10 protein-coding genes are annotated in these 12,972 nt (G+C 34.5%); 5 read left to right on the forward strand and 5 right to left on the reverse strand.

What is annotated here, in order from left to right; all coding sequences use genetic code 11:
* Positions 1-79: 79 nt before the first annotated feature.
* The 3 genes from JQC67_RS07170 to hemL all read left to right on the forward strand — a co-directional run bounded on the left by JQC67_RS07170 (position 80) and on the right by hemL (position 3,161).
* On the forward strand, positions 80-979 hold the full coding sequence (locus JQC67_RS07170; protein WP_203253216.1) for a 1-aminocyclopropane-1-carboxylate deaminase/D-cysteine desulfhydrase: 900 nt from the start codon (positions 80-82) through the stop codon (positions 977-979).
* Positions 976-1,815 carry a glucosaminidase domain-containing protein gene (locus tag JQC67_RS07175; protein ID WP_203252144.1) on the forward strand — a complete coding sequence of 280 codons (840 nt, stop codon included), beginning with the start codon at positions 976-978 and terminating at the stop codon, positions 1,813-1,815. Before JQC67_RS07170 ends, JQC67_RS07175 begins: the two co-directional genes overlap by 4 nt.
* Positions 1,816-1,880: 65 nt before the next feature.
* The gene (gene hemL / locus JQC67_RS07180) at positions 1,881-3,161 is read left to right on the forward strand and encodes a glutamate-1-semialdehyde 2,1-aminomutase (protein WP_203252145.1); all 1,281 of its coding nucleotides are present in this window, start codon (positions 1,881-1,883) and stop codon (positions 3,159-3,161) included.
* Between the two features lie 70 nt (positions 3,162-3,231).
* On the opposite strand, the gene JQC67_RS07185 is transcribed toward hemL, so the two are convergent.
* The 4 genes from JQC67_RS07185 to JQC67_RS07200 form a co-directional block, all read right to left on the reverse strand.
* Complete coding sequence (locus tag JQC67_RS07185; RefSeq protein ID WP_203252146.1) at positions 3,232-3,675, reverse strand: hypothetical protein; 444 nt, start codon at positions 3,673-3,675, stop codon at positions 3,232-3,234.
* A gap of 202 nt (positions 3,676-3,877) precedes the next feature.
* Complete coding sequence (locus JQC67_RS07190) at positions 3,878-6,850, reverse strand: PKD domain-containing protein (protein ID WP_203252147.1); 2,973 nt, start codon at positions 6,848-6,850, stop codon at positions 3,878-3,880.
* Positions 6,851-7,052: 202 nt separating this feature from the next.
* The gene (locus JQC67_RS07195) at positions 7,053-7,229 is read right to left on the reverse strand and encodes a hypothetical protein (protein WP_203252148.1); all 177 of its coding nucleotides are present in this window, start codon (positions 7,227-7,229) and stop codon (positions 7,053-7,055) included.
* Positions 7,230-7,279: 50 nt separating this feature from the next.
* Complete coding sequence (locus JQC67_RS07200; protein WP_203252149.1) at positions 7,280-7,456, reverse strand: hypothetical protein; 177 nt, start codon at positions 7,454-7,456, stop codon at positions 7,280-7,282.
* A gap of 581 nt (positions 7,457-8,037) precedes the next feature.
* On the opposite strand from JQC67_RS07200, the gene glgB reads away from it, so the two are divergent.
* Together glgB and JQC67_RS07210 are read left to right on the forward strand one after the other, a co-directional pair.
* The gene (glgB, locus tag JQC67_RS07205; RefSeq protein ID WP_203252150.1) at positions 8,038-9,945 is read left to right on the forward strand and encodes a 1,4-alpha-glucan branching protein GlgB; all 1,908 of its coding nucleotides are present in this window, start codon (positions 8,038-8,040) and stop codon (positions 9,943-9,945) included.
* Positions 9,946-10,096: 151 nt separating this feature from the next.
* On the forward strand, positions 10,097-12,505 hold the full coding sequence (locus JQC67_RS07210) for a glycoside hydrolase family 31 protein (protein WP_203252151.1): 2,409 nt from the start codon (positions 10,097-10,099) through the stop codon (positions 12,503-12,505).
* Positions 12,506-12,747: 242 nt separating this feature from the next.
* Here JQC67_RS07210 and JQC67_RS19140 read toward each other — a convergent pair whose 3' ends face one another.
* Positions 12,748-12,876, reverse strand: a complete 129-nt coding sequence (locus JQC67_RS19140; RefSeq protein WP_262896949.1) for a hypothetical protein — start codon at positions 12,874-12,876, stop codon at positions 12,748-12,750.
* Between the last annotated feature and the right edge of the window lie 96 nt (positions 12,877-12,972).

Here is a 12,972-nt window from a genome sequence, read left to right on the forward strand (position 1 = left end):
AGAATAATCTAGATTACACTACCGAACGTACTCCTTTTAGCTTTATTAAATATCTTTGGGTTTAAGCTCCAAAGAATTGATTCAACACCAAGAGATACAACTTCCAATATTAAAAGAAAAAAACGTTTCGCTTTTTATCAAGCGAGAAGACCTTTTACATCCTATTATTTCTGGTAATAAGTTTCGCAAATTAAAATATAATCTACAAGAGGCTAAACGACGAGGTCATACACAACTTTTGACTTTTGGCGGTGCTTTTTCAAATCATATAGCCGCCACTGCTTGTGCTGGTAGAGAGAATGACTTGAAAACAATTGGTATCATTCGGGGTGAAGAGTTAAGAGATGATTTTCTGAATAACCCAACGCTGAAATTGGCACATGAGATGGGAATGCAATTCAAATTCATATCTAGAAAAGACTATCGAAATAAAGCAGATTCAAGTTTTTTAGTTGAATTGAAGAATGAATTTGGAGAATTTTATGGCTTGCCAGAGGGTGGTACAAATCCACTAGCTGTAAAAGGTTGTGAAGAAATTCTAGAAGCAAAAGATTCGTGTTACAATGTTGTTTGTTGCCCTGTTGGTACGGGTGGTACAATTGCCGGTGTTATTAATGCTTCTTTGAATGAGCAGTTTGTGTTAGGTTTTTCGGCATTGAAGGGTGATTTTTTAAAGGAAGATATTCGTAAATTCGCGGTTAAGAAAAATTGGAATCTAGTTTCAGAATATCATTTTGGAGGATATGCTAAAGTTACAGAAGAGTTGGTTCAATTTATAAATGACTTTAAATTGAAAACGAATATTTCACTAGATCCAATTTATACAGGAAAGATGGTTTACGGAATTTTAGATATGATCCAAAAAAACCATTTTAAACCTGGAACCCAAATTTTGGCAATTCATACTGGCGGGCTTCAAGGTATTGCCGGCATGAATCTAATGTTAGAAAAAAAGAACAAAACGTTAATTGCTATATGATTAAGAAATTAATGCTTTTATGTATCCTTACTATGGCCGTTTCAAGCTGTAAAGTGAAACAAAGAGTTACCTATGCTGATCCAAGTAAAAAAGGGCCCAAGGTAGTTGTAGATAAAAAGAAAACAACGCAAAATAATTCTAAAGATGACGGCTTATATCCGTTGCCAGAAGACTCTGGTAAATTTCAAAAATTTGAAATTGGTTCCATTACAGAATATATTGATGAGTTTGCTGAAATTGCTCAATTTGAAATGAAAGCATTTGGTATTCCGGCGAGTATAACCTTAGCTCAAGGTTTACTTGAAAGTGGATTCGGAAAAGGGGAATTGGCTTCAAAAACAAACAATCATTTTGGTATAAAATGCCATACGGGTTGGCAGGGTGATTATGATTTTCATGATGATGATGAAAAAGGGGAATGTTTTAGAAAATACAATCACCCAATGTATTCGTATCGAGACCATAGCCACTTTTTAACTTCCCGTTCGCGATATGCCTTTCTATTTGATTTAACACCTTATGATTATAAAAAATGGGCAAAAGGTTTAAGTAAGGCGGGTTACGCCACGGATAAAAAATATCCTCAGAAATTAATTTCATTGATTGAAAAATTTCAGCTTTATAAATACGATAATCGAGTTGATGTAAGAAATGATGTTGTAGTAACTACCTCCGGATTGAATAGTGCTGATAATATTCATACTGTACAACAAGGTGATACACTTTACTCAATTGCTAGAAGATATGCTATTTCAGTAGGTGATTTAAAGCGTCTCAACAAAATGAACGACACAAATCTGGCAATAGGCCAACGGTTGGTTGTAGAATCAAAATAACTTAATTTTTGTGCTTAGTTTGCTAATCTATAAAGCAGATAAGAAGCATCTAATAGAAATTTATAATGAATTATAAAAGAAGTAGCGCTCTATTTCATGAGGCAAAAAAATATATTCCTGGGGGTGTGAATTCACCCGTACGTGCATTTAAAGCTGTTGGCGGAGACCCTATTTTTGTAAAGGAAGCTAAAGGTGCCTATCTTTTTGATGAAGATGGAAATCGCTTTATAGATTACATCGCATCATGGGGCCCATTAATATTAGGCCATGCCTATGAACCTGTTATTAATGCTGTAATAGAAAAGGCTAAAAAAGGAACTTCGTTTGGTATGCCTACCGAAATTGAAACCGAGCTGGCGAAACTGGCTGTTTCAATGGTGCCAAATATTGATAAAATTCGATTTGTAAATAGTGGTACTGAGGCATGTATGAGCGCTGTGCGATTAGCGCGTGGTTTTACTGGTAAAGATAAAATCATAAAGTTTTCAGGTTGTTATCATGGGCATTCAGATTCATTTTTAATACAAGCGGGTAGTGGGGCTGTAACGTTTGGTAGTCCTAATAGTCCTGGTGTTACGCAAGGCACTGCAAAAGATACCTTATTGGCTAATTATAATGATTTGGCAAGTGTGAAAGCATTGGTAGAAGCAAATTCTAATGAAATTGCGGCTGTTATTATTGAGCCAGTTGCTGGTAATATGGGCTGTATTATTCCTTCGGATGATTTTATTCAAGGTTTACGAGCACTTTGCACACAAAACAATATTCTTCTAATTTTTGATGAGGTAATGACCGGATTCAGATTAGGAAAAGGAGGTGCTCAAGAAGCATTAGGTATCGCTGCAGATATTATGTGTTTTGGAAAAGTTATAGGTGGCGGCTTGCCGGTAGGTGCTTTTGCTGCTAGAAATGAGATTATGTCGCATTTGGCTCCTGATGGTCCGGTTTACCAAGCAGGTACATTAAGTGGAAATCCATTAGCAATGAGTGCTGGGTTAGCTATGTTGACCGAATTAAACAATAACCCTGAGGTCTTTGAAAGTCTTAATAAAAAAACAGCATACCTACACAATGGCATAGAGCAAGCTTTGAATAAAAAAGGAGTGCCTTATCAAATTAATAGGCTCGGAAGCATGATTTCAGTTCATTTTACAGAAGAACCTGTAGTCGATTTTGCTAGTTCAGCAAAAGGCAATAATGAGACTTTTAAAAAGTACTTTCATGGTATGTTGAATCAGGGAGTCTATTTACCACCAAGTGCTTTTGAAAGCTATTTTTTAAATGATGCACTTTCATATGAAGATCTTGATGAAACAATTGCTGCATTAGAGAGCGTGACTTTGTAAAGAAGTTTTATGAAAAAGAAAAGCCATCCGCCTGAGCAGATGGCTTTATCAACCAACTTTCACTATCAACCTATTTTTGTCTCTCTTTTTTAAACCCTTTTTTACCACGTTGTTTTCTTTTGTTGTGGTGCATTTTCTCCCATTTTATCATTTGATCTTCTGAAAGAATGCTTTTCATTTCCGATTTTTGAGCTATCTGAGCATCCAATCTGGCATTTTGCATTGCAAAACGTTCCTCAGATGTTGGCTTTTTACGTTCTCCTTCTATTTTAGAAGCTTTACGTTCGTCCATTTTGGCTTTTCTAGCTTTAGCATTTTTTAGATTTAACGCCTGTATTTGTGTTTGTTGTCCTTTTGTAAGATCAAGTGCTAAGGTCATTTTTTTGGTTTGCAAAGTTGCAACCTGCTCAGCGGTTAAATTTTTCATACCATCACTATGTGATCTTTCTTTTTTCCCTTGTGCTATTGTAGTAACGCCTACTAAAAGCATCATTAATACGATTACTTTTTTCATTTGTTTATTTTTTAAGTTTTATACTACTTTGACCTTGAGAAAGAAGTTTGGTTTAATGCCAAATAGTATTTTGGGAAATTTTTAACCTAATGAAAAGAATGTAATTTATTGCAGATGGCTAGTGAAATAAGGAGCTCCATTGCTTTAATGGGAAATTAGCCTGCGATTGGAATCAACAAGATCTTTGTCAGAATTGATGAATTTAATTTTGAATCAAAAGACTTAATACCTTGTATTCGCCAGAGTTTAGTTCCAAACTAATGAAGTATAAGCCATCTCTAAGGGTGGTAATTGGTAATTCATACGTGTCTTGAGTTGTGGCAACTCTTTCAATGTTAAAAGACTCTATAAAGCGTCCTGTAGAATCATGTAATAAAAGTGATGTAACTACAATGCCTAATGGTTGATTCTTTAAAAGTATTCGCGCAACACCTTCTTGAGCAGGGTTTAACTCTAGAATTACACCAGTTTCTTCACTAATAGATTCTGATGCTGAAACAGTAATGTTAATTGACGCTGTGTTTGTTAGTCCTTCTGAGTCGGTTACAGTTAATTCTACTAAGTAAGTGCCAGCATTGTTAAATGTGTACGTTGGATTTTCTTCTACGCTAGTTTCATTATTGCCAAAATTCCAATCATATGAGTTAATTGCTGTGTCATCTGTTGAATTGTTACCGGTAAAAAGAACAGTTAAAGGAGCTTCCCCAGTTATGATATTTGATTCAGCAATGGCGGTAGGGGGTTGATTGGTGTTGCCAATAGCAAGAACAGTAACAGTTGTTTCATCAAATGCGGTATCATTTTCGTCATCAGTTGCAGTTAGCTGAAAAACATAAGTGCCTTCAATTAACGAACTAGTATTTAAAATTGCTGTATTTGAATTTGCAAGTGCTGCAGTGTTTGGTCCGCTAGTTTGTGTCCATTCAAAAGTGACAGTGCCACCATCAGGGTCACTACCTGAACCGATTAACGTGATTGAATTTGTAGGTAACGTGATGCTTTGGTTATTTCCTGCGTTTACTAATGGAATATCAGTATTGGTTTGTGATTCTGCATTTACAATTACAGACATTTCATCAAAAGCAGTGTCGTTTTCATCATCTGTAACGGTTAAACGAAAAACGTAAGTACCTTCTATAAGATTGTTTGCGGATAAGTTTGAAGTAGTATTATTCGATAAAGTAGCTGTATTGGGTCCGCTAGTTTGCGTCCATGCAAAAGTTACATTTCCACCATCTGGGTCGTTACCTGAACCATTTTGAATAATAGAATTGCTTGGTAAAGTGATATTTTGATTGTTTCCTGCATTAGCAATAGGTATGTCGGTATTTGGTGCGGGATTGACAGTTACAGACATTTCGTCAAAATCCGTGTCGTTTTCATCATCTGTAACGGTTAAACGAAAAACGTAAGTACCTTCTATAAGATTGTTTGCTGATAAGTTTGCTGTAGTGTTGTTTGATAAAGTTGCAGTATTAGGTCCGCTAGTTTGTGTCCATTCAAAAGTGACAGTGCCACCATCAGGATCGTTACCTGAACCATTTTGAATAATAGAATTGCTTGGTAAAGTGATATTTTGATTGTTTCCTGCATTAACAATAGGTATGTCGGTATTTGGTGCGGGATTGACAGTTACAGACATTTCGTCAAAATCCGTGTCGTTTTCATCATCTGTAACGGTTAAACGAAAAACGTAAGTACCTTCTATAAGATTGTTTGCTGATAAGTTTGCTGTAGTGTTGTTTGATAAAGTTGCAGTATTGGGTCCGCTAGTTTGCGTCCATGCAAAAGTTACATTTCCACCATCTGGGTCATTTCCAGTTCCATTTATAGTGCTAGAATTAGTTGGTAGCGTAATTGATTTGTTTGAACCCGCATTAGCTGTAGGTTGACTATTAATTACTACAGTGGATAAATTTTCATAAATTCTAACTACTTTTTGATTTTTAAAGCCATTCGAAATAATATCTAAATCTCCATCATTGTCTATGTCTACTACTCTGGCGCCGTCATGATGTTCCCAATTTTGAGGGCTATCATCAATGACGTGCATTTCCCAATCTTCATTGCAAAATAAATTATTTTCAAATACCATTAATCTTCTTGAGCCTAACCATTCACCTACGATAATGTCTTTGTCGCCATCAAAATCAATATCAGCAGCAAATACACTTAGACTTCCATGAACGTCAGTAGACAATAAGTGCTTCACCCAAGTTTGGGTTGGGTCAGCTGGTGCTTCAAACCAAGCAAAATCATATCTGTTTGAATTAGAACCATATCCTAGTTGACCTACTACGGCATCTAAATCACCATCACCGTCAAAATCTGCTAGTTGTGCTCGATCTGGAGTGCTGCCATAGCTTAAACCTGTTAAATGTGTAGTAAAAACACCTGTACCGTTATTCTCTAACCAATTTACTCCTTGAAAAAGATCGAGATCACCATCATCATCTATATCAGCCGCTTGAAGATCTTCTCCAGAAGAATCATTACTTATAGTCTCAAGGCTCCATGTTCCTGTGGTTGGTGTTGCTGTTGGTGTAAGTAATTGAACAGGTTCATTTGTATTCTCTGCACCATTCCAGTTTATTGCCATTTGATAAGTACCCCCTGACCCAAAATCGCCTCCTGCTAAACCTGCAAGAAAAGGTTCGGACCATGTTGAGCTAATAGTAGGTAAATTAGTATGTACCGTGAAAATTCCAGATCCATCATTCTCTGCCCAAACCAGTTGAACACTTTGATATTCAGTTCCTGAGGAACCTAAAGTCGTTCCTAGTAAGTCCATATCGCCATCATTATCGAAATCATGAACGTGCGCTACATTACCAAAATTACCGCCAATAGTACTTTTTGTCCAATCATCTGAGGCAACCCCCGAGTTTTTATACCACCATCCTCCAGTAACAATATCTTTAAGCCCATCTCCATCTAAATCATAATTCGCAAAGGTGTATACCGCTGTATATGGATTAGCCGGATATTCATGAACTGCCCATTGGTTAGGAAAAGGTTCAGACCCACATTGCGCTTGTGTGGTAGAAGTAATTAATGAAAATCCTGCTATCAAAATAAAAATGAATGATTTATGTGCAATTGATATAGTGCTTGTATAATTATCAATTCTAATTGAAAGACAATTGCTAAACCTTAAGATGTACGTGTTATTCATAATTAGGGCATTTTAAACTATAACAATAGTAATGCAAATTACTGATTTGTAGGAGTATGCAAGGTTGTCATGCTGGTATTCTAGTTCAATTACAAAATTAAGTATCTATTTAATGATATTGGGTTAATTAATTAATAAAACATCAAATAAAAAAGGGTGTAGATTTATCTACACCCTTTAATTAAGTAGGTTATGTTTGGGGTTATTTTGTTTCCTCGAATTGTAGGTAATTCATTGGAGACTCTTGGTTAAATTCTGCAACAGCTATTTCCGGAGAGTTGTCATAATTATTTTTTGAATTATCAATACTAACTGTATAGATTGTAAATGTTAGAATAAAACAACTTAGGTATAATGAACTTTTTATTTTATTTGACATGATATGGGGGTTTTTGATTATATTTTGAGTTGAATAGTTAGTAACGTTATTTACTTATTGTTTACAATATCAAATTCAAGAGCGTGATTTGCATTTTGTATATCTGCATTAGCCAATTCAATTGAATTACTATAATTGTTTTCTGATTCTGGCATGCTAAAGTTATATACAGAAAGAGCGATAATGAAACAACTTAGAAACAATGAACTTTTTATTTTATTTGACATGATATTAGGTTTTTAATTATGATTCAAAGTTATATTGAATAGAACCCTGCTTTGGCTAATTGTTGTGAATTGTACCTTAAGTTGATGTGAAATTGCCATTTTTTGTGGTCGAAAATGCTAGTCTTAGCTATTTGTCAAATAGTGCTCAGGATGAACGGTTTAGTTTATACGTTAAGCGGTTGTTTGCTGTTTTGAGAGTCATTCAAATTGATATAAATTTTGGTCTGTAGACGTATTGAGTGTGATTTTAAATAATTGATTAGATCTTTCTTATTAATACTTAAAAATGTAATTTGATACCCAATTGTCATTTTTACTATTAATGTAGAAGCCAAATTTGATATTGAATTTGCTATAATAAACGCAGACTTATTAATTAGAATAGTTTTTTGGAATAAAATGTAAAAGTTTAATGATAAACCGAGTTGGAAATGCGATATTTAATGCATTGTGATTCAGAAAATGAAAAATGTACTTAGTTCACACAATTAATTTAAGGTTAATTCTTGAAGTTCTAAATAGTACTTTTAATTTGTCTTGAATAATGAATTAGTCAGATATAGACCCCTATAACAAGATATATGAGCAACGTAATTGTACACAGCCTTTTGACCGAATTTGATGTAAACCTATTTAAATCAGGGAAGCATTACCGAATGTATGATAAATTTGGATCACACCTTATAAAGGTAGACGGCAAAGCAGGTACGTATTTTGCTGTTTGGGCTCCTTCGGCTAATCAAGTATCTGTAATAGGTGATTTTAATTTTTGGACAGATGGTGAACATAAGTTAAATGTACGATGGGATGGGTCTGGTATATGGGAAGGCTTTATACCTGGCTTAAAACAAGGTGATAAATACAAGTACAAAATTCATAGTAACAATCATGGTATAAAAACTGAAAAAGCTGATCCATTTGCTTTGAGTTGTGAACATCCGCCAAAAACTGCTTCAATAATTTGGGACCTTAACTATAAATGGGCAGATAAGTCTTGGATGGGCTACCGTAAAGATAAGAATGCTCTTGATAAGCCGTATTCAGTATATGAAGTGCATTTAGCATCATGGAAACGTAAAATTGAAGAAAATCGCTCATTAACGTACGAAGAACTGTCTGAAGAATTTGTTGCTTATGTTAAAGAAATGGAATTTACTCATGTAGAGTTTATGCCAATAATGGAATATCCGTATGACCCTTCATGGGGATATCAATTAACAGGGTATTTTGCTCCAACATCTCGTTTTGGTGAACCCGAAGGCCTTATGTTGTTAATAGATAAACTACATCAAAATGATATTGGGGTCATTCTTGATTGGGTTCCCTCTCATTTTCCGGAAGATGCTCATGGGCTTGGCTTTTTTGATGGTTCAAATCTCTATGAACATCCTGATAGAAAAAGAGGATATCACCCAGATTGGAAAAGCTTAATCTTTAATTACGGACGAAATGAAGTAAAATCTTTTCTAATAAGCAATGCACTTTTTTGGTTAGATAAGTTTCATGCCGATGGTCTAAGGGTGGATGCTGTAGCGTCAATGCTCTATTTAGATTATTCACGAGATGAAGGAGAGTGGGATCCTAATAAGTACGGGGGTAATGAAAATTTAGAGGCCGTAGATTTTATAAAGGAGTTGAATAGGGCTGTGTATGAGAATTATCCTGATACACAGACCATAGCTGAAGAATCAACCAATTTTACAGGAGTTTCAAAACCTATTGATTTAGGTGGGTTGGGCTTTGGTATGAAATGGATGATGGGTTGGATGCATGATACACTTGAGTATTTTCAAAAAGAGGGTGTTTATAGAAAGCATCATCAGAATGATATAACGTTTAGCATGACCTATGCTTTTTCTGAGAATTTTATGCTTCCATTATCTCATGATGAGGTGGTTTATGGTAAGAAATCAATAAAGGGTCGTATGACAGGTGATGAATGGCAACAATATGCTAATCTTCGGCTATTGTATGGTTATATGTTTACGCATCCTGGCGCTAAATTGCTATTTATGGGCTCAGAATTTGGTCAGAGTGAAGAATGGAAATTTCAAGGTAGCCTTGATTGGCACCTTTTACAATATGATTTTCATAGTGGTATTAAGCAGTATATTACCGATTTAAATTTATTATATAAAAATACACCTGCTTTGTATGAAAAACAGTTTAGCAATGAGGGTTTTGAATGGATAGATCATAGTGATGCTGAAAATTCGGTTTTATCTTATATTCGAAAAGGTCATGATGTAGAAAATGACCTAGTTGTAATTTGTAATATGACTACAGTTATACGAGAGAATTATAAAATAGGCCTTCCTAGAAATGGAAGTTTAAAAGAAATACTCAATAGTGATGCTAAAAAGTATCAGGGTAGTGGTGTTGGAAATTTAAAAGCAATAAAAATTAAAAAGTCTACTTGGCATAATAAATCGCATTCTGCAGATGTTAAGCTACCTCCATTAGGAGTGGTAGTTCTTAAATGGACTTAAAATCATTATGTTGTTTTCGTATTTACTAAGGCATTTTTAATATTATTGACAAGATTCTTCGCAATAATCGATGAATTGTCAAATGCGTTGTTAAAGCTTTTAATTCTTAATAGAATTGATTTCATTTGTAAGTGTTTAAATAAAGAAAATTATGATTACTAATACTGAACTGGAATATAAGGGAAACTTATTTCCGGGCAAGATATCTACATATGAGAAGAATGTTGATACCTTAATTTTTAAGGCAGACAACGATATATTTTTGCAAGTTAAAATTTTGCGAGATGGTGTTTTACGTTTTCGTTATACAAGCCACCAAGATATTAGTCAAGATTTTTCATATGCAATAACAAAATATCATAGTGAAGGATATAATTATCTAGATATTTCAGAAGATGATGACAAGTATACTATCACAACTGAAAAATTGATTTGCGAGATTCACAAAGCAGATATGCGGAAGGCTATCTATGATGCAGTTGATAAAACATTACTTAGTGAAGATGAACTAGGTTTTCATTGGGAAGAAAGCTATGAGTTTGGTGGTAATGTTGTGAAAATGAGCAAGATTAGTCAAGAAGGTGAAAGCTTTTATGGTCTAGGCGATAAGCCTGTGCATTTAAATTTGAAAGGCAAACGTTTTGAGAATTGGGTGACTGATTCTTATGCTTATGGAAAAGATACAGACCCTATTTATAAATCAATTCCGTTTTATGTTGGCTTACATAAATCGAAAGCATACGGAGTATTTTTTGACAATACGTTCCGTTCTTTTTTCGATTTTTCAAGTGAGCGCAGAAATGTGACTAGTTTTTGGGCACAAGGGGGTGAAATGAACTATTATTTCATCTATGGTCCAGATATGGCTGATGTGGTTGCTGATTATACTGATTTAACTGGTAAGCCGCACCATTTGCCGCCAATGTGGGCGTTAGGCTATCATCAATGTAAATGGAGTTATTATCCTGAATCAAAAGTAAAAGAAATAACCAGTAAGTTTAGAGAATTGCAGATTCCTTGTGATGCTATCTATCTTGATATTGATTACATGGAAGGCTTTAGATGCTTTACGTGGAATAAAGAATATTTTCCAGATCCTAAACGCATGGTGAAAGAGCTTGAAGAAGATGGTTTTAAAACTGTTGTTATCATTGATCCAGGAATTAAGATTGACCCTGAAAATGATGTCTTTCAAGAGGCACTTGAAAAAGATTACTTCTGTAAACGTGCAGATGGCCCGTATATGAAGGGTAAAGTTTGGCCAGGAGAGTGTTATTTTCCAGATTTTACTAAACCTGAAGTGCGCGATTGGTGGGCTGGGTTGTATAAAGAACTTATTGAAGACGTAGGTGTTCATGGTGTTTGGAATGATATGAATGAGCCTGCAATTATGGAGGTGCCAAACAAAACGTTTCCAAATGATGTAAGACATGATTATGATGGTAACCCTTGTAGTCATAGAAAAGCACACAATATATATGGAATGCAAATGGCTAGGGCAACCTACCATGGTGTAAAAAAATTCATTTATCCAAAGAGACCATTTGTAATTACTAGATCCGCTTATTCAGGAACGCAACGTTACACATCTTCTTGGACAGGTGATAATGTAGCTACTTGGGAACATTTATGGATTGCCAATATTCAAGCACAGCGTATGTGTATGTCTGGTTTTTCATTTATTGGATCTGATATTGGTGGTTTTGCAGAACAACCCAATGGCGAGTTATATGCACGTTGGATACAATTAGGTATTTTTCACCCTTTTTGTAGAACCCATTCATCGGGTGATCATGGGGATCAAGAGCCTTGGGCTTTTGATGAAGGTGTAACTGATGTTGTGCGTAAATTTATTGAAATTCGTTATCAACTTTTACCATATTTATATAGCACATTCTGGAAATACGCAAATGAAGGTGTGCCAATGTTAAAGTCTTTGGTTATGATTGATCAAGCTGATACTCAAACGCATTTTAGAACAGATGAATTTGTGGTTGGTGATCATATATTGGTTTGTCCAATTCTAGAGCCAAACGCGAGAGGTAGAAGAATGTATGTGCCTAGAGGAAGATGGTTTAATTATTGGACCAATGAAGTTGTAACAGGCGGAAAAGAGCAATGGGTAGATGCGGATATTGATTTTATACCATTTTTTATTCGTGAAGGCGCTATTATTCCTAAATATCCTATTCAGCAATATGTAGGTGAAAAAGAAATTACTGAGCTTGTTCTTGATGTTTACTATAAAAAAGGTAAAGAAAAGTCAATGGTATATGAAGATGCTAATGATGGCTTTGAATATACAAATGGTGTATTTAGTAAACGAAACTTTAGTCTTACAGGAAAAGATAACGAAGTAGTTATTCAGCAATATAAGGCTGGTAAGTATGTAACATCATATGATACATTTAAAATAAACTTGTATGGTTTGCCATTCAAAATCTATAAAATTAAGATTGATGACGAAGAGATATTATTCAAGGATTTAAATGTAGATGGTGATAATTCAATAGTTGTCAAGAAAGCGTTTGACGTGCTTCGTATTATTGGTAAAAAATAAGTTCAGAATAATGTAACAATTTTCATTTTGATCAGTCTATTATATAGAGAAATGTCATTGTGATATTTTGAATTGGTCAGTGCAAAGCCATCTACAGTAGTAGATGGCTTTGTTTATTTAATAAAATAGTTATAAAGAAAAAGCCCTGACTATTGTCAGGGCTTTTTGGCTTGTCAAAATCAAATTTTTAATAATAAATAGGAATTAGTAAGATTTAATTTGGGGTTGTTGTACTTTTCTAATTAATATATTCCAACGGCAACGAGTAGTAATCCTACCACAACCGAAATTAAAATACCAACAAGAAAAATGACCATAACTTTCAAAAATCCGTTTAACATTCGGGTTCCAAATGTAATATCAGTTTCCATAAATTTACTATTTGTAATAAATATAATAAAAAAAAGTAACTGTATTGCAGTGTGTTATGATTAATCGGTGATTAACATAGCACTTATTTTACTGTT

It is taken from the genome of Aurantibacter crassamenti (assembly GCF_016811105.1).
Taxonomy (GTDB): domain Bacteria; phylum Bacteroidota; class Bacteroidia; order Flavobacteriales; family Flavobacteriaceae; genus Aurantibacter_A; species Aurantibacter_A crassamenti.

Bases quoted from the DNA above. Each gene is read 5' to 3' on its own strand.
- JQC67_RS07200 (WP_203252149.1), bottom strand. From the start codon at position 7,456: ATGTCAAATAAAATAAAAAGTTCATTGTTTCTAAGTTGTTTCATTATC.
- hemL (WP_203252145.1), top strand. From the start codon at position 1,881: ATGAATTATAAAAGAAGTAGCGCTCTATTTCATGAGGCAAAAAAATAT.
- JQC67_RS07190 (WP_203252147.1), bottom strand. From the start codon at position 6,850: ATGAATAACACGTACATCTTAAGGTTTAGCAATTGTCTTTCAATTAGA.
- glgB (WP_203252150.1), top strand. From the start codon at position 8,038: ATGAGCAACGTAATTGTACACAGCCTTTTGACCGAATTTGATGTAAAC.
- JQC67_RS19140 (WP_262896949.1), bottom strand. From the start codon at position 12,876: ATGGAAACTGATATTACATTTGGAACCCGAATGTTAAACGGATTTTTG.
- JQC67_RS07185 (WP_203252146.1), bottom strand. From the start codon at position 3,675: ATGAAAAAAGTAATCGTATTAATGATGCTTTTAGTAGGCGTTACTACA.
- JQC67_RS07195 (WP_203252148.1), bottom strand. From the start codon at position 7,229: ATGTCAAATAAAATAAAAAGTTCATTATACCTAAGTTGTTTTATTCTA.
- JQC67_RS07210 (WP_203252151.1), top strand. From the start codon at position 10,097: ATGATTACTAATACTGAACTGGAATATAAGGGAAACTTATTTCCGGGC.
- JQC67_RS07175 (WP_203252144.1), top strand. From the start codon at position 976: ATGATTAAGAAATTAATGCTTTTATGTATCCTTACTATGGCCGTTTCA.